This window comes from Bacillus cereus group sp. BfR-BA-01330, from assembly GCF_022663885.1.
GTDB classification, from domain to species: Bacteria; Bacillota; Bacilli; order Bacillales; family Bacillaceae_G; genus Bacillus_A; species Bacillus_A cereus.
Genome location: NZ_JAKUGK010000004.1, coordinates 58,594 through 84,321, shown reverse-complemented (window position 1 = coordinate 84,321; position 25,728 = coordinate 58,594). Strand labels below are relative to the sequence as shown.

Sequence of the window (25,728 nt, the reverse complement as noted above, 5' to 3'; positions counted from 1 at the left end):
AAAATAAAGGGTATTTTTTAGCGTACTTTAAAAGATATTGCTACAAAGGGATATATGGGACAACTTGTTGATATGAATGGATTTAGTGATAATTGAAAGGTTATTGTACAAGTTATTAATTATGGAGACATCATTCCAGAAGATTTAATCCATCTTTTCAATATGCTTTATATAAAAACCACAACATAACATATAATAAAAAACGGCGAACCCTCCACCTAGGAGAATCCACCATCACAAATAACTGATTATTTCACACCTAGTTTTTTTGCTTTCTTAGGGATCCCGTCTTCCAGCACTTCCTCTCAAGCTGTTACACCTGGAATATAATGTGATTGCATTTGAAACAGGGCTTTGGGAAGCAGCAGCTGTTCAGCAAAATTTTGATAACTCAACCGCTACAGAAGCGATGAAACAATCCTTATACTCTGTATGGAAAACTGAGGAACTTGAACAATTATTTACCTATATGAAAGAACAAAAAGAAAAAGGAAAGCCACTCACATTAGCTGGTTTTGATATGAATTTGTTTTATAGATCTTCATTCCGCTCTTATGCAAAAGAATGGTTGCAAAAAGTAAATCCTGAAGTAAAGAGTGAATTTGATACAGCAGTGTCAGAGTTGATTGAACTGGATAGGTATTACAATAAAAATAAAACATATCCCTATGATCGGTTTAAAATGGAGATACAGCCCGTAATTAACAAGTTTGAAAAGGTTAGAATGTTTATTCAGAATCATAAATCTGAATTGATTCAAGTTACACCACATCCTACGTATGATGTGAAAGTCAGAGGTGGCATCTCCTCACCTAACCTGACAGACTATTCTTTTTATATCCGAGGTCAAAAAATGGCACAAAACTTCACATGGCTAACTGAAATGCAGTATGGAAACAAACTGGCCCCCTTTAACAAGTAATAATTTGTTCTGCACCCATGTTGATAATTCTTCTGGTAATCGGAATGTAACGGAACCATGTTGCTCTTTTATAATGACATAGGGATTGCGGAATTCTTCTTGAATGCCGATTCCAATCACTTGATACAATTTCCTGCACTGACTCGGAAACAATATATTTGGAATGTCTAATGATTCAATTTCATGAAAAGAATGACGGAATCTCACATCCATTGCAAATACCATCACACCAACTCCCAGCTATACGTAAAACACAATTAGTATACCAATGAGATCTATGTTGCGTGCAGAAATCCCCGTTTTCTCCCCAGACTTATCTACAAGAATAAAAAAGGAATCACGAGATATGTTCCCTTTTCACTATTTGTTTTCTACACTTTTAATTCCAATATTTCTAGATGCTGAATAGATCCGCCCCCTGGCAGGTAGACATCTTCCTCCTTCAGCAGGTATACGGAACTTTCCGTTTCTACTAGTGATGGAAGATTGCGCACGCCAAATAATAATACTTTTCCCCTATTGCCCAAATGACGTGGGGTATGCATGGAAATCGTAAGGTTGTTTATGCATGTAATTGTTCCTGTTCTTAAACATTTTCGGGTATCTATTTTTATTATGTTTTGCTTTTGTAGTATTTCTTATTTTTATTGTTTGATTGTTATGACTGGCATTTGCTCGTTTTCGGAAATTTCACTGTAACCAAAATAAAGTAGAAAAAACAATAAAATAATTGTCCAAATAAATATAAACACTTTATAACTATACTTCATATGAAAAACCTCATTTTCCCTATATAAGTGAATGTACATACACCCTATAAATCTAATTACATAAATTATCGGATGTTTTAGTAGTAGAGAATCATTAAGTATTAGGAATTGTTATTCATAAACATATCCAAGAATTCTTCAAAAAAATATCATCTAGGCATTTTAACATTTCATCAAAATGCACAGATGATATTTTGTACGTTTAGCTTGGTAATGCTTTTTATGTAATGAATTCTTATCTCTATTTCGCCTTAATGTTTATATGTACAAGAGTCTGTGTAGCAATTAGACTGTACTTTAAATATGTACTCAATTGTGTGTGGGAAAGGAAGCACATTTTATTTAAAGTGGTTACTTTAAAACCCTTAATTAGTTGGTAGTCTTCTTCATTCAGACAAAAAGGAAATTTAAAGTGTGCACGTACTTTCAACTCAGACTTTTTACTACACACACTCCTATACACATAACAATATTTATAGTTTTTGTAACATTACGGAAATAACAAGAAATAATACCGAAACACTTATGATATATTGTAACAACTTAGTAATATTACTGTAACATAACGTGTATAATCGCACAATACTTTTTAACTGAAAATCAATAAATTTATGTAAGTACCCATAACATATTACATATTGTTTGTGAAACCTTTTAATGAACAAGTATAAGTGGATGGCGGGAATTGAACCCACATCAGAGGTTCTGGAGGCCCCTGTTTTACCCTTAAATTATACCCCCTCGTGGTCGGAATGACAGGACTTGAACCCGCACATTCAACGGCTACTAGATCCACAATCTAGCAAGTCTAGCATTTCGCCACAAACTCCATAAAAATAGAAAAAGACCACCGAATGTACTCGATTGTCTTTTTGCCATGCATATCTGCACAAGAAGTGTATACTTCAAACCCTTTAATATTTTTAGCTATGAGCATACTTATAAAACTCTAAAAACTATTTGATAATCTTTTAGAATCTAACTTTCTTTTAATACTATTTGCTATTTCTTCAATATTTTCATTTAGAAAGAAATGATTACCTTCAAAAGAATGAAAAGTACACGTTTTACTTGTGTATCGTTCCCATTTTATTACTTGATCATATGTAGTAAATTCATCATTTTCCCCATTAAATATAAGAAAATCAATATCACATGGTTGTGTATTTTTGTCATGAATATACGTCTCAACGATTTTAAAATCTGCTCTTAGAATAGGGAGAAAGATCTCCATTAATTCTTCTGATTGCAGTACCCCAGATGGTGTACCTCCCATTGCAATAACTTCGCTTTTAAATTGCTCATTAGAAAGATTATGTCGGATATTTCTTATTTTACTATTTGGATGATTTCTACCGGACAAAACAAGAAATTCAGGCGATACGTTTTTAGAATCTTTTATTTTTCTGGCTACTTCATAGGCGATCAAACTTCCCATGCTATGCCCGAATAGAATGTAGGGCGAATCATCTATCTGCATAACTATTTTATTGTAGACATCATTTACTGCCTCTTCCATACTTTGGTACAAGTTTTCTTCAATTCTATATCCTCTACCAGCTAACTCTACCGGGACTACCTCAATATATGGATTAAAGTGATTTTTCCATTTTGCGTAACTAAACGCAGATCCCCCAGCATGTGGAAAGCAAAAAAGTTTAGTCTTCTGCATTGATTTTCTCCTTACTTTCAAATTTGTATATAGTTTGGCAAATTGTATAAATGTCTTTAATTATTATCTCTTGAGGAAATTCATCTCTTGTTGCACAAGCAGATAACTTATAATTTGGATCAATGTTATATTGTTTAAAGTAAAAGTTTTTAGGTATATGCTTGTATGAAATTGAAGTTCGTGATTCTTTTTTTATAGAGAATGAATTTAATGGGGTATAAAGCCCTTTTCCAATCGTTTTTATATAGCTTTCTTTTAATGTCCATAAATCATAAAAATAATTAATTTGTTCATCAGAATTCATATTAGATATATCATAAAATTCTTCCGCTGAAAAAAATTCTTTTGCTAATTTAAAAGCCTCTATTTCTGAAACTTTTTCTATATCAATACCCACATTAAAATTAGCAGTAGTACAAACCACCCATTCTCCTGAATGAGACACATTAAAATGAAAGTCAGAAAAGTTTTCAACAAAAGGTTTTCCATACTCATTATATATAAATCTAATTTCTTCATTATTAATTTTATACTTTTGGCAGATTAGAGATCGGATTAGTAAATCCCCTATCAGGGTCCTATTAATGTCGCATGAATTTAATAATCGCTTCATTCGCTCTTTCTTCCCATTTGAAACCAAGTTACTAAGTTTCTTAAACAAATGACTTTCAATATTCTTTGGTATTTTCACAGCGTGAATTTGTATGATAAATCACGTCCTTTTTTAAAGAATGGCTTCATATATGAACGTTACAGAAACTCAAATTAACTTTATTAAATTGCATATACAATAGAAAAGGTGCATATTTACATATCAATGAAAATATGCACCTTCCCTCAGTAATATCATCAGGCATTCGCTTCTATTACAAAGATTTCTATGTCTCTACCAATTACTTTTTACATTATCCCCTTAAAAAGTAATGCTCTTAATATATTCATTATTCCCTACACTTGATATGCAGGTATTGGTCTCCCCTTTTCGTTCATTGCTTTGCATCTTTTATACTCTCTACTTTTCCGTTAATAAAATGGACTTCTCTTTTATTCCTTCAAATTCATTTAGTAGATACATAGCTATTTTTTCAACTGCAGGTGAATCTACTATTTCCTCATGTGATCCAGGGACTGAATACCTATTTACTCTACCTTTTAATAAAGGTCCCCAATCTGTAAACAACTCTTTTCCTTCCTCAGCACTAAAGTAGAGAACTTCTCCAGAGTATGGTATTAAATCATGCTCTGCCATTAAGTTCAGGCATTTCCTATGAGCATTGATAACTTGCTTCAAATTCATAAGATCTGCATCAGGCGGGAGTACTCCCTCCATAATTAATCGCTCCACAAGCATATCTTGTTTATGGATGAGGCCTTCTTCCTGCTCAGTAAAATCTCTAGGAATGAAATGCTCATATATATATGAGAGCATATCCTCCGTTGTTTTATAGTCCTGCTCTGAAGGTACTTTAGTATCCATTAGTATCAACAACTCAACTTCCTCACCTTGATTCTTTAGTACAGTTGCGATTTCATAAGCAATCGCACCGCCTAAAGACCATCCTCCAAGACGATATGGACCTTCTGGCTGAACACGTTTGATTTCTTCAATGTAAAGTTGAATTACTTCCGGCAAGGTCAATTCATCAATTTCTCCCTTTTCTATAAGAGGATTCTGTAAACCATAAAATGAACAATGGTTCTTAAGTAATCTTGCTAGTTGAATGTAACAGAATACATTCCCCATAAACGGATGAACACAGAAGAAAGGTCTTTTCTCTGATTCTTGTAGTGGAACCAGCGCTGATACAGATTTTGTCATATCATGCTTATCACGAATAAGGCATGCGATTCCTTCCAATGTTGGATTCTTAATCAATGTAGACACCTTAATCTCTTTTCCAAACTTCTCCTTAATTTTTGAAATCAATTTAATTACAAGGAGAGAATGTCCCCCTCTATTAAAGAAATCATCATTTACATAGACATCTTCTATCTGTAACACATCCTGCCAGATTTTAATCAACTGATATTCAATTTCATCCCTTGGAATGATTGGTGTAGACAAATTATTTTCTCTTTGAATTGTTAAACTGTTCAATGCCTTTCGATCAACTTTTCCATTCGGTGTAAGAGGAATCTTGTCTACCTTTATAAAGTGTGCGGGAACCATATAATTCGGTACTTGTGTCTTGAGATATTCACGCCAGTCATGCATACTTCCATCTCCAACTACATAAGCAACCAATCTCTGCTCTCCTAGCTTATCCTCTGTCACCAAAACTACTGCTTCTTTTACCAATGGATGCCTCTCTATACTCGCTTCAATCTCTTCAAGTTCAATACGAAAGCCCCTAATTTTCACTTGATTATCAATTCTTCTCAAGTAATCTAAATTACCATCAGGTAAATAACGAACCAAATCTCCCGTACGATATAAATGCTCTTCTTCATTAAATGGATGACGGATGAATCGCTCTGTTGTTAATTCTGGACGATTCAAGTATCCTCGCGCTATACCTGCACCACCAATATATAGCTCACCTGTTACACCAACTGGAACAGGTAACAAATTTTTATCTAATACATAAGTTTGAACGTTCGGCAACGGACGTCCAATTGTAACTCTCTTACTATCTGTTTCGATATGATAACACGTTGCATCAACCGTACATTCTGTAGGACCGTATACGTTATAAAAATCAATTTTTTCAGTCTCTACTAGCTGTTTCCATAATGACGGCATGATTGCTTCACCACCGACCAATATCTTGCTTGGCACATGAACATCAGCACTTGTTTCTAGTAATCCTCCATCTATAAGTAATTGAAGTAATGAAGGTGTCATATCAAACATTTCCAATTTATTCTCCCTAATATAAGACACAAATCGTTCCGGATTAGTGCGAACTTCACTTGGGATAATATATAAACTTGAACCATACAGTAGCATTTGTAATTGCTGAATAGATACATCAAAGGCAATTGACGCATTCAAACCGACGCGCATATTACTAGGTATCTCATGTGAGAAAACTTCTTTTTGTAAACCATAGGATAGGTTTATTACAGAATGGTGCTGTACTAAAGCCCCCTTTGGATTCCCTGTCGAACCAGAAGTATAGATAACATACGCTAAGTTTTCCCCTGTTATCTCACATATTGGTGAAAGTTTGCTTTCTTGAGAAAGCATTGCTTGGTCCCTATCTAGGCAAACTGTCTTGATGTCTTTAGGTATCCATCCTAGTAATACCTCATTTGTAACTAACACTCTAATTCCCGTGTCTTCTAAAATATATTGCAGGCGGCTTTCCGGATTCGATGGATCTAATGGAACATAGGCTGCTCCAGCCTTCCAAATTCCCATGAGACCAACAACCATCTCAACTGAACGCTCAAAGCAAAGGCCAACTAATGACTCTGTCCCAATTCCACATTTCTGTAAATGATGGGCTAATTGATTAGCTCTTTCATTCAGCTCTCGATATGTTAGTTGCTGTTTTTCATCTACCACTGCCAACGCGTCAGGCGTACGATGTACTTGCTCTTCGAATAGTTGATGGATTGCATTCTCACGTGGATAGGATATAGTATTATTATTCCATTCTTCCAATAGCTTTCTTTGTTCAGCTTCCGTAATATATACTAGCTCCGATAGATTTTGATCAATGTTTTTGAGCATTTGCATTAACACTTGGTGTAAATGACCCAGCATTCGTTCAATGGTTACTCTATTAAACTTACTACGGTCATACATTAACTTTAACGATAACTGGATTCCTGGAACTACAGCTAACCCTAATGGGTAGTGGGTTTGTTCTACCCCTTCCAATTCACCAATTTCCAGATTTTCTGAAGACTCCTCTTTCACTGGATAATTTTCAAACACATATAAACTATTGAACAGCGGTATTCCTCTAGGAACTTCACTCCACCCCTGAATCTCTGTCAAAGAAGCATACTCATATTGTCTTCTTTCTATCTCTTCCTCTTGTATCTTCTGCAACCAATCTATTAATTTTATATCATCCATCAATTGAATTCGCGTCGGTGACGTTGTAATGAAAGGACCTACGATGTTTTCAACATCAATAATCTCCGTAGAACGCCCTGAGCTTGTTACACCAAAAACAATGTCATTTTCTCCACTATATCGGCTCATGAGATATGCCCATGCACCTTGAATTACTGTACTCAAAGTAAGTTTATTGCGTTTCGCCCATCCTTGTAACGCTTGAGTCTGCTCTTCTGATAAATACGTAACCTTCTCTGTGTAACCTTTTTCTTCCTCTTTACTTTCTAAGCCCAGCAAAGTTGGCGCAGTAAAACTTTTTAGCTTCTCTCTCCAGAATTGTTCCGCCTGCTCCTTATCTTGCTCTCTTAACCATTGGATATATTTCTTATATGGTGAGGACTTAGGTAACTTCACAGCTTCTCCATTCATTCTCTTCTGATAGACTGTAAGTAATTCATTAAATACTAATGGTAAACTCCATCCATCCAGTAAAATATGGTGATGGGTCCAAACAATCCGATATTCTTCCTCACCTTCTTGAATGACTGTTACCCGCATCAATGGTGCTTCATCAAATTGGAAGGCTTGTTTTCGATCTAATGCCAAAAAGACTTTTCTTTTTTCCTCTATCTCTTCACTTGTCATTGTACGCCAGTCTTCTTTGTTCACTTTAAATGGGATATTTTCATACACCACTTGTACAGGTTCTTCAATTTCGTCCCATACAAATGCTGTACGAAAAATTTCATGCCGCTGAATTACAGATTTCCACGCCTGCTCAAATGTAGAAATATTCATTTTCCCTCGAATCATAAAACTCAATTGCACTATATACGGTGCAACATGTTCATCCCCTTGGTCATGCAATGTGTGGAAAATCATACCTTCTTGCAAAGGTGATAGTGGATATAAATCAGTAATCTGATTGTTCTTTCCGCGATGCATTTTGTTTAGTACATTTGTCAAACCATCTTGGCTAAGATTAGCCATTGCAAAATCCGAAATGGTCAGTGCAGATTCTCTATCTGAAAATTGAATCAATGTACTCAGTTGATATAGCATATTCTGTGCAATACTTTGAATCGTTGATTTGGCAAATTGTCCAACATTGTATACCCAAGTGAACTGAAGTTTTCCATCCGTTACAACCCCAATTACATCAATTACATGCGATCGCTTGGAACTGGCAGCATGATCTAAACGCTTAAATTCGTTCTCCGGAATAAACATTGCATCGCTAGAAAACATTTGGTCAAATTGTCCAAGATAGTTAAAACTAATAGACGGTGTATATTGGGAGCTTAATGGCTCACACATTGTTGTGTTCATGTAACGCAACACCCCATAATCAACACCCTTATTAGGAATTTTGCGAACTTGTTCTTTAACTGCTTTTAATGCTGCAATTGGGGTATTAGCACTAGTAATATTTAAATGAACTGGGTAAATACTTGTAAACCATCCCACAGTTCTCGATAAATCAACATCTTCAATAATCTCTTCTCGACCATGTCCCTCTAAATCTACGCTCAATATCGGCTGCCCCGTACATGCTGCCGTAGCTTGTACTAATGCTGCTAATAATACTTCATTGATTTGGACACGGTGAATGCTTAAAGTCTCTTGCAATAACATACGGGTCTCATTCTCATTTAACACCACAGTAATTTCCTCAGTTACTGCGCTTACTGGATTACTTATAGTATCATCTACCGGCAATTTAACTACGTCTTGTTCAGCCTGCTCCTCCCAGTAATGTAGCACTTCTTTTGATAGTCCAGTTTCAGCGTAATGATGTAATTTCTCCGACCATTCTTTAAAAGATGTACTCTTCATAGGTAATTGAATTTTCTGACCTTGGACTACTTGCGTATATGCTGTTTGCAAATCTTCCAATAAAATTCGCCAAGAAACACCATCCACGGCTAAATGATGAATTGTCCAAAATAATCGGCCAGCGTGCTCACCTTCATCAAAATACACCATTCTCATTAGCGGACCCTCATGTAAATTCAAACTTTCTTGTGCAACATTAATCTCTTTTTGAATAACCTGATGCCAATCCGCTTCCGGCACTTCGTCTAATGAAATGACAGTAAGCATCAATTGTTCTTCTATTCCTTCATTCCACTGTTTCCAAACCCCATTAGGTAAACGTTCATATCTTAAACGCAGAGCATCATGATGAAGTAGAAGGTTACCTGCCGCCTTTTCCAGTGATCCTATGTCCAATTTCTCTTTCGTTCTGAAGAACATGGATTGATTCCAATGATGTGGGTTAGGATGATTTTGTGCAAAAAACCTTTGCTGAATAGGTGTAAGTATCGTCTCTCCAGTTATAATTCCTTGTTCAGCTTGTACACCTTGTTCTTCTTTGACTACTTGCGCCAACTCAGCAATCGTTTGGTGTTCAAATATTTGTTTTGGTGTCAATTGTAAACCAGCTTGCTTCGCGCGCGCGACAATCTGAATGCTAAGAATTGAATCTCCACCAATTTCAAAGAAGTTATCATTCATACCAATACGTTTTGAACCTAGCACACGTTCCCAAATGATAGAAAGCTTATGTTCACGTTCATTTCTTGGGGCCACGTATCCTTCTTGTGTTCCTTGATAATCTGGTATAGGTAACGATTTCCGATCAATCTTTCCATTTATGGTTAGCGGTAATTCTTTCATTTCGACAAAGTAGGAAGGTATCATATGGATTGGCAGTTTTGTTTTAAGATACTCTCGCCATTCTTCTAAATTGCCTTCGCCCACTACATAAGCTACCAGCCTCTTATCTCCCGACTGATTTTCCCTAACCATTACAACTGCCTCTTTTACCAAGTCATGCTCTTGTAAAGTCGACTCAATCTCTCCAAGTTCAATTCGAAATCCTCTAATCTTCACTTGATTATCCATTCTTCCCAAGTAGTCTATATTACCATCAGGAAGATATCTCACAAGATCACCTGTTCTATATAACCTCTCGCCTTCTTTGAATGGATGAGAAATAAATCGTTCGGATGTTAACTCTGGACGATTCAAGTACCCCCTTGCTAGACCTGCTCCTCCGATATAAAGTTCCCCCATCACACCAACTGGAACTGGCAACCTATTTCTATCTAATACATAAGTTTGGATGTTAGGCAATGGACGCCCAATTGTTACTCTCTTACTATCTTTTTTGATATGATAGCATGTTGCATCAACCGTACATTCTGTAGGACCATATACATTATAAAACTGGATTTTATCAGTCTCTACTAGCTGTTCCCATAATGACGGCATAATTGCTTCACCACCAACCAGTACCTTACTTGGAACATGAACGCAATCGCACGTTTCTAACAATCCGACATCTATAAGTAATTGAAGCAATGAAGGTGTTATATCAAAGATTTCTAACTTGTTCTCCCTAATATAAGCTACAAACTGCTCCGGATCACTTCGTACTTCGCTTGGAATAATATACAAACTTGAACCATAAAGCAGCATTTGTAATTGCTGAATAGATGCATCAAAGGCAATTGACGCATTTAAACCGACATGCATGTTAGATGGTATCTCATGTTCGAAAACCTCTTTTTGTAAACCATGCGACAAGTTTATTACAGAATGATGCTGTATCAAGACACCCTTTGGGTTCCCCGTCGATCCCGAAGTATAGATAACATACGCTAGGTTTTCTCCTGTTACTTCACATTTTGGTGAAAGAATGCTTTCTTTTGAAATCATTGCCTGATCCCTATCTAGACAAACTGCCTTGACTTCTTTGGGGATCCAACCTTCTAATGACTCATTCGTAACTAATACTTGAATTTCAGTGTCCTCCAAAATATATTGTATGCGACTTTCTGGATATGATGGGTCCAATGGAACATATGCTGCTCCAGCCTTCCAGATCCCCATAATACTAACAATCATCTCAACTGAACGCTCAAAGCAAATTCCAACTAATGATTCAGTCCCAATCCCACATTGCTGAAGATAGTGGGCCAATTGATTAGCTTTTTCATTCAGCTCTCGATATGTTAACTGCTGTTTTTCATCTACCACTGCTACCGCATCAGGTGTACGATTTACTTGCTCTTCAAACAACTGATGAATCGTACTTTCCCGTAGATATGCTACAGCATTATTATTCCACTCTTCCAACTGTTTTTGCTGTAATCCTGATAATATAGGCAACTTAGCTAATGATTTATCAGGATTCTCCACGATTACATTCAACCAGTTTCCAAAATGTTCAGCCATGGATTCAATAGTTAAGCTGTCAAATAAATCAGTTCTATAAACAAAAGTAAGTAATAAACCCTCTTCCACTTCTGCAGCTGTTAAACTTAAATCAAACTTAGCGATTGGAGCATTACTTTCCATTACTTCTATATTTCTTCCATGTAGTTCTGGTAGCTTCTGTCCCGTATTTTGCAAAGTAAACATGGTTTGGAAAATCGGAGAATGGCTTGTATTTCGTTCAGGTTGGATAACCTCTACAATTTTCTCAAACGGAACATCTTGATACTCATACGCCTTCAATGCTTTTATCCGTACTTGAGATAACAACTCTTGAAATGCCGGTGCATTACTTAAATCAGCTCGATAAACCAAGGTGTTGACAAAGAAACCAATTAGCCCCTCAATTTCTCGATAATTTCGATTTGCAATTGGGCTGCCAACAATAATATCCGTTTGTCCCGTATAACGAGCAAGGAAACTTTGATACGATGCCAATAAGGTCATGAAAAGTGTGGCCCCTTCTTGACGACTTAGTTCGTTTAATTTATCCAGTAATGAGCGTGACAACAAAACATTATGAGTTAATCCATGATGGGTTTGCACTGGCGGACGCGGACGATCCATTGGCAACATTAAGACTGGTAACTCACCAGATAATTCTTCCTTCCAATATGCAAGTTGTTGATATAGTACTTCATCTTTCAACCATTCTCTTTGCCACTGAGCAAAATCGGCATATTGAACTGGTAGTGGTTCCAGCTCTGCTTGTTTTTCACCAATCGCATTCTCATAAAATGCCATCCATTCTTGAAGTAAGATTTCCATCGACCATCCATCTGAGATAATATGATGCATATTACACAGAAGAACCCATTCTTCTTCTGAAATTCTTATGAGTTTCCCACGGAACAATGGCCCTTGTTCTAAATCAAATGGAGATTCGACTTCAGTTTGAATCCATTGCTCCAACTTTCTTTCTCGCTCCTCTAATGAAAGCTTAGTTAAATCCATTTGGAGAAGCGGACGGAAAACGTACGGTTGAATCTGCTGCACAGGATAGCCATCCTCTTCATAAAATACAGTCCGCAAAGATTCGTGACGCTCTATCAACTGATTCCATCCCAACTCCAATACTTCAGGTAACCAATTCCCTGTAAGGCGGCATGCCATTGGCATATTATAAAGTGCACTATTAGGTGCAAATTGATCAATAAACCATAAGCGCTGTTGGGCATAAGATAGTGGAATATTATTTCCGCGTTCCATCGGCACCAATGGTGGAATTTCTCGTTTTTCGCTCCCCTTACGTAACTGATCTATTCGTTTCGATAATGCCTCGACCGTTGAATATTCGAACAGTTCACGTACCGATAATTTGATTTGAAAGACTTCCTGTAAGCGTGAGACCACTTGTGTAGCAAGTAGAGAGTGACCACCAAGCTCAAAGAAAGAATCCTGAACACCAATTTCTTTTATTCCTAGCACTTGACTCCACACTGAAGCGATAAGTTCTTCCAGCGGAGTTCGTGGGTATACAGTATTTTCGACGGATTGTTCACTAAGTATAGGCAATGCCTTCAAATCAAGTTTTCCATTCGGTGTAAGTGGTAAAAATTCCATCTCAATAAAGTTTGTTGGAACCATGTAATTAGGTAAATGTGTTTGTAGATGTTCTCGCCATTCATGTAAACTTCCTTCACCAACTACATAAGCTACTAATCTCTTGTTACCTTGATTATCCTCTCGTACCAATACAACTGCTTCCTTCACAGAAGAATGTGCCTGCAAAACAGCTTCTATTTCTCCCAATTCAATCCGGAAACCACGAATTTTCACTTGGTCATCTATACGTCCATGGAACTGGAGATTACCATCAGAAAGATAACTTGCTTTGTCTCCTGTATAATAGAGACGTTCTCCTGACTTGAAAGGATGTGGAATAAATTTTTCCTTTGTAAGATCCGGACGATTAGCATATCCACGTGCAAGACTCTTCCCTCCAATATAGAGATCTCCAATTACACCAATTGGTACTAGCTGAAGATGAGAATCTAACACATAAACTTCTGTATTCGCAATCGGTCGACCAATCGATGGCGTACCTGTTGTCACTCCTACAGGTACATAACAATCTGTGGTAACAACGGTATTTTCCGATGGACCATACTGATTAATTACCGCAAAAGGAATATCGTTAGATGGGTACTGCGTTAATTGATCCCCACCAGTAATGATAAAACGAAGATCCGTTTTATCTGGCCAAGATAATTTCAAGAGCCTTTCCAGAATAGGCGTAGGTGCAAAGCTAGCTGTTATTCGTGAATCGATGAGCCAGTCCCTTAGTGCTTCTGGATTAATTCTCAGTTCCTCTGTTGACAAGTAGAGTGCTGCACCAGCAGTTAGATACGGCCAAATCTCCTGGACAGCCGAATCAAAAGCAACCCCTGCAATCTGAGTCGCACGATCCTCTGCTGAAATATGATAAACTTCCTGATGCCAAGAAACCATATTCATTAATGAGCGATATTCAACCATGACACCCTTCGGTTTTCCTGTAGAACCAGAGGTATAGACAATATAGGCTAAGTTCTCTGGATTTATTTGACGTGTAGGTGCGATTACGCTTTCCATCGTTAATTCTTCTAACCTCACCATTTCGACGTGTGCGAAATGTCCTTCTTGTCCTTCCGCCGTCACTACAAATTGAATTCCTGCATCTTCAATCATGTATTCTAACCTTGATTTTGGATACAACGGATCTAAAACGACATAAGCTCCACCAGCTTTTAAAATGCCTAGTAAACTTGCCATCAGCTCAGCTGACCTCGAAAGATAAACTCCTACCACTGACTCTGGGGCTACTCCCTTTCGCTGTAAAACATTTGCCAACTGATTTGCTTGTGCATCCAGTTCACCATAAGTCCACTGTTTTGTTTGATCAACTACCGCAATCGCATCCAGACGCCTTACTACTTGCTCCTCAAATCTGTCGCAAATAAGACCCTGATGAGACATTTCCATTACAGTGTCATTCCATGTTTCTAATAACAAAGTACGCTCGGGTTCTGATAGCATGCTCAGGTCATGCAACGGATTTTGTGGGCGATAAGAAACTTCATGTAGCCATTTCTCAAAGTGTCCTGCCATCCGTTCAATAGTAGTAGCATTGAATAAATCCTTATTGTACTCAAAAGTAAAAAGTAATCCCTCTTCCGTCTCAACTGCCATTACACTTAAATCAAACTTTGCAATTGGACTATAGCTTTCTATCATTTCAATACTTCTACTAGACAACACCGGTAATTCTTGTTTCATATTTTGCAAGATGAACATAGTCTGGAAGATTGGCGAATGACTTGTACTTCGTTCCGGTTGCACAACTTCTACAATTTTTTCAAATGGAATATCTTGATATTCATACGCCTTCAATGCCTTTTGACGAACCTGATACAGTACATCTTGAAATGTCGGCCTACCACTCAAATTAGCTCGATAAACCAGCGTGTTAACGAAGAAACCAATTAGTCCTTCAATTTCTCTATAATTCCGATTCGCAATTGGGCTTCCGACCAGAATATCTTCTTGTCCCGTATAACGAGATAGAAAACTTTGATATGCAGCTAAAAGCGTCATGAAGAGTGTAGCCCCTTCTTTTCGACTAAGTTCATTCAATTTATCATGTAGCGTGCTTGGCAGAACCATAGTGTATGTCGACCCGTGATGAGTTTGTATTGCGGGACGCGGGCGATCCACAGGAAGTTGGAGTACAGGAAGCTCCCCAGACAATTCTTCCCTCCAATATTGGAGTTGTTGATCAAGCACCTCCTCCTTTAGCCATCCTTTTTGCCACTGAGCAAAGTCGGCATATTGAACCGGTAATGGTTCAAGTTCCGCTACCTTTCCATCCGTTGCTTTCTCATAAAATGCCATCCATTCTTCAAGTAGGATTCCCATTGACCATCCATCTGAAATGATATGATGTAGAGTACAAAGGAGTATCCATTCTTCCTCTCCCACATGCAAAATACTTGTCCTGATTAATGGACCCTCTGTTAAATCAAATGGCACTTCTGTTTCTTGTTGAATTAAACGTTTAACTTCTTCTTCTTGATCTTCAGAAGAAAGCATAGTTAAATCCGTTTTCGGAATTGATTGAAAAGCATACGGTTCAATTTGCTGTACGGGTTGACCGTTCACTTCGTGAAAGACCGTCCGCAGTGATTCATGACGTTCTATTAGTTGATTCCATCCCGTTTCCAATGCTTCAAGTAGCCAATTCCCTGTAAGGCGACATACCATTGGCATATTGTAAAGGGCACTATTAGGTGTAAATTGATCAATGAACCATAAGCGTTGTTGGGCATAAGATAGTGGGATAGCTTCTCCTCGTTTCATTGGTATTAGCGGCGGAATCTCTCGTTTTTTATCTCCTTTACGTAACTGATCTAATCGCTTTGCCAGTGACTCCACCGTTGTATATTCAAATAGTTCACGTACTGGTAATTCGATTTGAAAAATTCCCTGTAAACGTGACACTACTTGAGTAGCTAGTAGTGAATGACCACCGATTTCAAAAAAGGAATCCTGAACACTAATATTTTTTATTCCTAACACTTGACTCCAAACGGAAACGATAAGCTCCTCCACTGGTGTTCGTGATGAAGTAATATCTTCACTTATGAACTGTTCTTCTAATTCCAGTAAGGCTTTCCGATTCACCTTACCATTTGGAGTGAGTGGCATACCTTCAATTTTGAAAAAGTATGCCGGAACCATATAATGTGGCAGTTGCTTCTTGAGATATTCACGCCACTCTCCAGTATCCCCTTCACCCACTACATAAGCTACTAACTGCTTATCTCCTGGTCGATCTTCCTTCACCAACACGACTGCCTCTTTTACAGATGAGTAATCATGTAAAGCTGCTTCAATTTCTCCCAATTCAATTCGGAATCCTCTAATTTTAACTTGGTTATCTATTCTTCCAATATATTCTAAGTTACGATCATTCATATATCTCACCAAGTCACCCGTTCGATATAATCGTTCCCCGTCCTTAAAAGGATGCGAAATAAAACGTTCAGTAGTTAAATCCGGTCGATTGAAGTAGCCACGTGCCAATCCTACTCCTCCAAGGTAAAGTTCCCCTGCCACACCAATCGGGACGACTTGTTGATATTGATCTAGCACATACAACTCTGTATTATCAATCGGACGACCAATCGGAATAAGCATTGCTTCTTTTTCTAAATCACAATCATAATAAGTCACATCCACAGTTGCTTCAGTAGGACCATACAAGTTAATTAACTTTGTTTGCTGAGCATTGTAAAAGATCCCCTTAAACCGGCGAACCTGCTCAGTGTTTAACGCTTCTCCACTAGTAAAAACTTGAATTAAAGACGAGACATCCCTTTTCGAATTATATAGTTCCATATAATCTAAGAAAGTAGATAACATCGACGGAACAAAGTGCATGGTGGATACACGGTATCGTTCAATATACTCCTCAATCACCGCAGGATCTTTCTCTCCTCCTGGTGGAAGTAAACAAACACGTGCTCCTACAAATGACCACCAAAATAATTCCCAGACAGAAACATCGAACGAAAACGGTGTCTTTTGTAGGATTGTATCCTCCTCGGACAATGGATATTTTTTCTGCATCCACTGTAGGCGATTGATAACGGAATGATGTTCAATCATTACCCCCTTTGGATTTCCCGTCGAACCCGAAGTGTATATGATATAGGCTAAGTTATTTGCTGTTACTCCACTTACCGGAGCTAAATTACTCTCTTTAGAAATCATCACTTGATCCCGGTCTAAACAAATTGCTTGAATATCTTTAGGTAACCAGTCCTGTAGTGTTTCTTTTGTTAACAGCACTTGAATTTGTGAATTCTCCAAAATATATCTCAGGCGGTTTTCGGGATAACTTGGGTCCAGTGGGACATAAGCCCCACCTGCCTTCAAAATCCCAAAGAGACCGATAATCATATCAGGAGAACGTTCAATACATATACCGACCAATGATTCAGGTCCGATACCTCGTTTTTGTAGAAAATGTGCCAATTGATTCGATTTTTCATTAAGTTCTTGATACGTTAGCTTTCCACCCTCATAAACTACAGCCACTGCATCAGGTGTCCGTGCAACTTGCTGCTCAAATAGCTCATGAATCATACAATCATGACCATAAACTACGTCCGTATCATTCCATTCTTCTAGGAGTTGTTTTTGCTCATTATCCGATAACATTGACAGCTTTGTAAATGATTCATCTGGATGATACGTGATTTCATTTAGCCAGTTCTCAAAATGTCCTGCCATACGTGCAATGGTACTACTATCAAATAAATCCGTGTTGTATTCAAATGAGACGAATAGACCTTCTTCCACTTCATAGGCAGTTAAGCTCAAATCAAATTTAGCAATAGACATATTACTTTCTACCATTTCAATACTTCTATCAGGCAAATCTAGTCGTTCTTGTTTTATATTCTGTAGCGTAAACATGGTCTGAAATATAGGGGAATGACTCATGCTTCGTTCAGGTTGCACAGCTTCTACTACTTTTTCAAATGGTATATCTTGATATTCGTAAGCTTTTAACGCCTTTTTCTTTGTTTGGTTCAAAATCTCTCGAAAAGTAGGGGTGCCACTCAAATCTAATCGATAAACCAACGTATTAACAAAGAAACCAATTAATCCTTCTACTCCCTTATGGTTTCGATTTGCAATCGGACTACCAACTAGAATATCTTTTTGTCCCGTATAACGAGCAAGAAAGCTCTGGTATGCGGCCATTAAAGTCATAAATAAAGTAGATCCTTCTTGTCGACTTATATCCTTCAATTGACTGAGCAATTTATAAGGAAAAATTACATGATGCGTAGCCCCAGAGTAAGTCTGTTTAACCGGTCGAGGTCGATCCACTGGCAGTTGTAAGATAGGAAGTTCACCAGACAATTCTTCCTGCCAATACGTAAGCTGACGATTTAGCACATCACCTTGCAACCACTCCTTTTGCCACTTCGCAAAGTCTGCATATTGAATGGATAGTGAACTTAATTTAGCATGATTTCCGCCCGTTTCTTCTTCATAGAAAGCAAGTAATTCATTCATGAATATACCAATGGACCAAGCATCAGAAATAATATGATGCATCGTACACAGTAATAACCATTCATCCTTCTCTAATTGAACAAGCTGATTACGAATTAAAGGACCATTCATTAAATCAAATGGTTCTTGCGCTTCTCTCGCAATTAAACTATCTACCTCTTTTTCTTTTACTTCTAGAGGAAGTTGAGAGTAATATCTTACAGGTAATGCTCTAGGAAGGAATTCGACAATTTGTTGCACAGGTTGTTCTCCTACTTCTTTAAAAACAGTTCGTAATGATTCATGGCGTTCAATGAGTCGATTGAATCCCTTTTCTAATGCTTCAGGTATCCAATTTCCTTTTAGATGCCATACTGTTGGAATATTATATAAAGAACTGTTTGGATTAAATCTGTCCATAAACCACAAGCGTTGTTGTGCATAAGACAACGGGAGTGCTTCTTTATTCTCCTTTTTTTGCATTTGCTTCTGAAGCCATGCTCTCTTCTCAGGAGAAAGTGAACTCAGCTTTGCAAGTAAATCACTTCTCATTTTTTTACCCCTTCCTCAATCAAATTACTCTCGAATATCCCTTGTGCTTCTTCCTCTGATAGCTCCTCTAATTGCTTAAGTAGTTCCAATAATTCTTCATCATTACTGACTTCTGCTTCTTTTTGAACATAGTCTTGAAGACTTACATTCTCCTTACTATCATTCTGCATTTCTTGATTTTTGTTATCGAGCAATTGATCAATCTGTTCTGCCAATTGCTGCACCGTATGAAACATAAATAAATCATGCAATGGTATCTCGATTCCAAAAGCCTCTTTAAGATTGGAAACAGCTTGCGTAGCGAGTAGTGAATGGCCACCAATTTCAAAAAATGAATCTTGAATTCCGATGTTTTCCATACCTAAAACTTCATGCCATATCGAAACGATTGTTTTTTCCGTAGACGTACGAGGAGCAATATAACCACTTGCTATCTCCTGTCTCTCTGGTGCTGGTAAGGCCTTCCTATCAATTTTCCCATTAGGAGTGAGTGGAAATGCATTTAATCCAACAAAATAGGCTGGAATCATATAATTTGGTAGTTGATCCTTGAGATAATCACGCCACTTTTGAGCATCCCCGTCTCCTATAACATAGGCGATCAAACGCGGATCGCCAGGATAATCTTCCTGCACCATCACAATAACTTCGTTAACCAGTGTATGCCTTTGTAATGTCGCTTCAATTTCTCCTAGTTCAATCCGGAACCCACGAATTTTCACTTGATGATCGATTCGTCCAACATACTCCAAATTTCCATCTGGTAAATACCTTACTAGATCTCCAGTCCGGTATACTCGCTCTCCTTCTTTAAACGGATGCGGTATAAAACGATCTTGCGTTAAGTCAGGGCGGTTTAAATATCCACGCGCTAACCCTGATCCACCAATGTATAGCTCACCAACTACACCAATTGGAACCATTTTTTGTTCGGCACTCAGTACATATACTTCTGTATTGAATATTGGTTTACCAATTGGTGGTACCCTATGCATGTCACACTTTTCTAATTCCATATACGTGGAATACGTAGTATCTTCGGACGGTCCATATAGGTTGTACACCTTTTCGATCGTACTTCTCTCGTATAAATCTTGAACAAGCGAATATGGCAATGGTTCTCCAGCCAAATTCATCACCTTTACCGAAGAAGGGATTGTTTTTGCTCGAACCAGTTCCTTCGCTGCCGATGGTACAGTATTAACCAAAGTTACACCTTTGGTAGACAACTTCTCTAGATGTAGAGCATTTTCAGTGACAATCACCTTACCACCCATCGTTAAGGGAACAAATACTTCAAAAACGGATAAATCAAAAGATAGCGAAGTTGAAGCTAACACTCCCGCTAATTCCTTTCGGGAATACGTACGATGCGCCCAATGAATCATTGTTACTGTATTCCTGTGCTCAATCATTACTCCCTTTGGATTTCCAGTGGAACCTGAAGTATAGATAATATAGGCTAAGTTATCGCCCGTCACTTCACTCGTACATACCGTAGTTACTTCTTGTTCTATTTCTGCTCGATTACTATCAATACAAATCACGTTGACGAGTTTAGGTATAACCATTTTTTGTTGTAACTTTTCCTGTGTCACCAGTACCTTTATTTGAGCATCTTCTAAAATGTACTGTAGTCGACTTTCCGGATACGCTGGATCAATTGGGACATATGCTCCTCCCGCCTTCATAATTCCTAAGAGACCGACAATCATCTCAGATGAACGTGTGACGCAAATCCCAACTAATGATTCGCATGTTACACCATTTTTTTGTAAATAATGTGCCAACTGATTCGAGCGTTCGTCCAACTCTCGATATGTTAGTTCTTCATCTTCGCACACTACTGCAATTGCTTCTGGTGTTTTTTTCACCTGTTCTTCAAACATTGTATGAATCGTACTTTCTTCCATATCTATAACACGCGATTTATTCCATTCCTCTAGTAGTTGCTTATATTCTACTTTCGATAACATATTCAGTTCTGATAATACACCTTTTGGATGAGAGACAATTTGATTTAACCAATGCTCAAAATGACTTGCCATACGTTCAATGGTTGTATCATCAAACAAATCAGTATTGTATTCAAAGGTTAGTGATAATCCTTCTTCCGTCTCAGTAACAAATAAACTCAAATCAAATTTCGCTACAGAAGCATGGCTTTCCATGAGTTCCATTTGTCTTTCAGATAGCTGAGGAAATTCTTGCTTCGCATTCTGTAAAGTAAACATAGTTTGGAATATTGGTGAATGACTTGTATTCCGTTCCGGCTTTACGGATTCTACCACTTTCTCAAATGGGATGTCCTGATACTCGTATGCTTTTAGTGCTTTTTTTCTTACCTGCGACAAAAGTTCTTGGAACGACGGATTTTCACTGAAATCAGCTCGATAAACCAACGTATTTGCAAAGAAACCTATTAATCCCTCAATCTCTTTCACATTTCGATTAGCGATTGGGCTTCCAACCAAGATGTCATCCTGTCCTGTATAACGAGAAAGGAAGCTTTGATACGCTGCCATCAATGTCATAAATAAAGTGCATCCTTCTTGCAGACTTAAATCTTTGAGCTTTTCCTGTAGGGAATTCGCCACTATTAAGGACTGACTTGCACCACGATGGGTTTGAACTGCAGGTCGAGGACGATCCATCGGTAATTGTAAAACCGGTAGTTCCCCAGATAATTCTTCCTTCCAATATTGAAGGTGCTGATTCAAATTTTCTTCTTTTTGCCATTCCTTCTGCCACATGACAAAATCTGCATATTGGATAGATAATTCCTTCAATTCCGCCGGTTTGCCGCTTAATGCTCCTTCATAAAAAGCCATCCATTCTTCAAGTAAGATTCCCATTGACCATCCATCTGAAATAATATGATGCATCGTACAAATGAGAATCCATTCTTCCCTGTCCACTTTCAATATTCGTGTTCGAATCAGAGGATCTTGTCCAAAATGAAATGGTTCCTCAGCTTCGTTTTGAATGAGCCGTTTCATTTCTCTTTCCCTATCTTCCAAAGAGAGATCTGTTAGATTCGTTTGAGGAATATGTCTGAATACATGAGATTGAACTTGTTGAAAAGGTTCACCCTCTTGTTCTAGAATTATCGTCCTTAATGATTCATGACGCTCCAACAATTGATTCCATCCGGCCTCCAATGCTTCAATTGACCATTCACCTGTTAAGCGACACGCTGCATGAATATTGTACATAGCACTATTTGGCATTAATTGATCAATAAACCATAGACGTTTCTGCGCATAGGAAAGTGGGATAATTTCTTCTCGTTTCATAGGTACAAGGGGAGCAACCTCTCGTTTTTTATCTTCTTTTCGTAACTGATCCACCCGTTTCGCCAATGCTTCCACTGTATCGTGCTTGAAAAGTTCACGTAATGGAATTTTAATTTGGAACAGTTCTTGCAATCGAGAGACAATTTGAGTAGCAAGTAGTGAGTGCCCACCACGTTCAAAGAAGGAATCTTGAATACCAATATTTTCTGTTCCTAACACTTGACTCCAAACCGAGGCAATAAGCTCTTCCGATGGCGTCCGGGGTAGCACATTTAAATCTTCAATAGCTTGCTCATCAGGTGCTGGCAAGGCCTTTCGGTCAATTTTCCCATTTGGAGTAAGCGGGAAATGTTCTAACTCTATAAAGTGCGCTGGAATCATATGATTCGGTAATTGGTTTTGTAAATACTCTCTCCACTCTTGGGTATTTCCATCGCTTATTACATATGCAACCAATCGTTGATCATCTGGACGATCTTCTCTAACTAATACGACAGCCTCTTTAATAAACGAACATTTTTCTAAAGTGGCTTCAATTTCACCTAATTCAATCCTAAAACCACGCATTTTGACTTGATGATCCATTCTACCTATAAATTCTATATTTCCATCAGTTAGATATCTTACTGAATCTCCTGTTCGATATAGTCGTTCCCCCAATCGAAATGGGTGCGAAACGAATTTTTCAGCAGTAAGATTCGGACGATTTAAGTATCCACGTGCTAAACCAGCACCACCAATATATAACTCACCCTCAATTCCTATTGATTGCAAGCGTTGATTTTGGTCTAATACATATAATTGCGTGTTCTGTATTGGCCGCCCAATAGAAACAAATTCTTGATTAGACTGAATATCAAATGCATTGACATAAATAGTGGCTTCAGTTGGCCCATAAAAGTTGGTTAATTTCACTTGTCCACTATAATCCCATTTCTGTTGAAAACGTCTAACTAACCCTGAACTTAGTTCTTCTCCACCAGAAAATACATGGCGTACGGACGAACAATTCATGTTCAATTCAATATGATTGAAGTAATCTAAGAAAACAGATAACATCGAAGGTACAAATTGAACTATAGTAACCTGATGTTGTTTAATCACTTCAGCTATAATAGAAGGATCTTTTTCTCCACCTGGAGGTAGGAAAGATACACTTGCACCAACATGAATGCCCCAAAACAATTCCCAAACAGAGACATCAAATGAGAATGGCGTTTTCTGCAAGACCACATCTTTTTCAGAAAGCGGATATTTATGTTGCATCCATTCTAGATAATTAATTACTGAATGATGCTCAATCATTACTCCCTTTGGATTCCCTGTAGATCCTGAAGTATACATAACATACGCTAAATTTTCTCCTGTTACACCACTTATACATGGGGTTGTTTCTTCTTTTTCAATTGCAGTGTAATCTTTATTCATACAAATCGTTTCTATATTTTCAGATAAAAACAAATTTTTAGAATTTTCTTCCGTCACTAGTACTTCGATTCCAGCATCCTCTAATATATATCGAAGTCGACTCTCTGGATAAGTAGGGTCAAGTGGAACATACGCTGCTCCTGATTTTAAAATACCTAATAACGCTATCATCATTTGTAATGAACGTTCCATATATACCCCAACTAGAGACTCTGGGCCTACACCATGCTTTTGTAAATAATGAGCTAACTGATTTGCACGCTTCTCCAACTCTTTATAGGTAATTTGTTCATTTTCGTAACTAGCCGCGATTGCTTCCGGTGTTTTTTTTACTTGCTCCTCAAACATCGTATGAATCATGCCTTCAGCCGAATAATTAACTTGAGTATGATTCCATTCCTCTAGTAACTGTATTTGTTCTTCTTCTGTTAAATGAGTAATTTCAAATAGTTTTGAATCTAGGCTCTTCGTCATCTGAATTAATATTTGCAATAAGTGATTCTGAATCAGATTTATTGTTTCTTCATTAAAATAGCTTCGATCATACATCAACTTTAAAGTAATTTTCTTACCGGGCATTACAATGAGTGTTAAAGGATAATTTGTTTGTTCCGTGCTTTTAACATCTAGTAATCTTAAATCATCATTTCTCTCACCTTGAATTGGATAATTTTCAAACACATACAAGGTATGAAATAAGGAGCAATTTCGCGGAACCTCACTCCAGCCTTGAATATCTATCAACGAATTATACTCATACTGTCTTCGTTCCATTTCTTTCATTTGTATTTTACGAAGCCAATCTACTACTGATGCATTATCCGTTAATCGAATTCTGGTAGGTAATGTGTTAATAAATAGCCCCACCATATTCTCTGCTCCTATTAAATCAGTAGGACGTCCAGCGCTAGTTACGCCAAATACGACGTCACTGTCACCGCTATACCTACTCAGCAAATAAGCCCATGCACCTTGTACTAACGTATTCAACGTTAATCGACTATTTCGTACCCACTTTTGTAAACTCTCAGTAAGTTCCTCAGATACTTGATAATCAAACTCTCCATAACCCTTCTCTTGTCCTTGATCCTTTCTTTCCATTGCTAATGGAGTGGGTGCATAGAACCCTTTTAATTCTTCTTTCCAAAATTCCTCTGCTTGACTTTGATCTTGTTTATTTATCCATTGAATATATTTTTTATAAGGAAGAGATTTAGGAAGATTCAACAATTCTCCCTTTATCATCTTGAGATAAACTTCCATCACTTCACTAAAGACCAATGACACACTCCATCCATCTAGCAAAATATGATGATGTGTCCAGATAATTCTCGTTTCCTCTTTTGCTTCTTTAATCGCAGTGACTCTCATCAATGGTGCTTCATCCAATAAAAATCCTTTCCTACGATCTGCAGTCAAAAACTGTTGTAATTTCTTCTCCTTCTCCTCATGCGAATAGGTACTCCAATCCTCTTGATGAATAGTAAAAGGAAGACGTTCGTAAACTGCTTGTAGAGGTTTTTCTACTTCTTCCCAAACAAATACTGAGCGCAGAACCTCATGTCGTTGAATAACATATTCCCAAGCTTTTTCAAAAGTAGCAACATCCAATTGCCCCCCGAGCAAGAAACCTACTTGTACAATATAGGAAAAAGAATGTTCATCATCTTGATCGTATAAAGTATGAAACAGTATTCCTTTTTGCAAAGGTGATAAACCATATATATCAATAACGTCTCCCATTT

Annotated in this window: 6 protein-coding genes; 1 reads left to right on the top strand and 5 read right to left on the bottom strand. The window is 37.7% G+C overall.

Features of this window, described 5'->3' with window-relative positions; translation table 11 throughout:
* Nucleotides 1-331 precede the first annotated feature (331 nt).
* On the top strand, nucleotides 332-922 hold the full coding sequence (locus MR112_RS12420) for an erythromycin esterase family protein (RefSeq protein WP_242245006.1): 591 nt from the start codon (nucleotides 332-334) through the stop codon (nucleotides 920-922).
* Here MR112_RS12420 and MR112_RS12415 read toward each other — a convergent pair.
* The 5 genes from MR112_RS12415 to MR112_RS12395 form a co-directional block, all read right to left on the bottom strand.
* On the bottom strand, nucleotides 875-1,147 hold the full coding sequence (locus MR112_RS12415) for a hypothetical protein (protein ID WP_002164541.1): 273 nt from the start codon (nucleotides 1,145-1,147) through the stop codon (nucleotides 875-877). The two genes, MR112_RS12420 and MR112_RS12415, sit on opposite strands and share 48 nt — an antisense overlap.
* A gap of 1,494 nt (nucleotides 1,148-2,641) precedes the next feature.
* Entirely contained in the window at nucleotides 2,642-3,364 is a 723-nt protein-coding gene (locus MR112_RS12410) for a thioesterase II family protein (protein WP_226368502.1), read from the bottom strand.
* Complete coding sequence (locus MR112_RS12405) at nucleotides 3,351-4,055, bottom strand: 4'-phosphopantetheinyl transferase family protein (protein WP_002042141.1); 705 nt, start codon at nucleotides 4,053-4,055, stop codon at nucleotides 3,351-3,353. Before MR112_RS12405 ends, MR112_RS12410 begins: the two co-directional genes overlap by 14 nt.
* A 321-nt stretch (nucleotides 4,056-4,376) precedes the next feature.
* Nucleotides 4,377-19,259, bottom strand: coding sequence for a non-ribosomal peptide synthetase (locus MR112_RS12400; RefSeq protein WP_242245005.1), 14,883 nt, complete (start codon nucleotides 19,257-19,259; stop codon nucleotides 4,377-4,379).
* The gene (locus MR112_RS12395) at nucleotides 19,256-25,726 is read right to left on the bottom strand and encodes a non-ribosomal peptide synthetase (protein ID WP_242245004.1); all 6,471 of its coding nucleotides are present in this window, start codon (nucleotides 25,724-25,726) and stop codon (nucleotides 19,256-19,258) included. The genes MR112_RS12400 and MR112_RS12395 overlap by 4 nt, the downstream gene beginning before the upstream one ends.
* Nucleotides 25,727-25,728 lie beyond the last annotated feature (2 nt).

Bases quoted from the DNA above. Each gene is read 5' to 3' on its own strand.
- MR112_RS12415 (WP_002164541.1), bottom strand. From the start codon at position 1,147: ATGGTATTTGCAATGGATGTGAGATTCCGTCATTCTTTTCATGAAATT.
- MR112_RS12400 (WP_242245005.1), bottom strand. From the start codon at position 19,259: ATGAGAAGTGATTTACTTGCAAAGCTGAGTTCACTTTCTCCTGAGAAG.
- MR112_RS12410 (WP_226368502.1), bottom strand. From the start codon at position 3,364: ATGCAGAAGACTAAACTTTTTTGCTTTCCACATGCTGGGGGATCTGCG.
- MR112_RS12395 (WP_242245004.1), bottom strand. From the start codon at position 25,726: ATGGGAGACGTTATTGATATATATGGTTTATCACCTTTGCAAAAAGGA.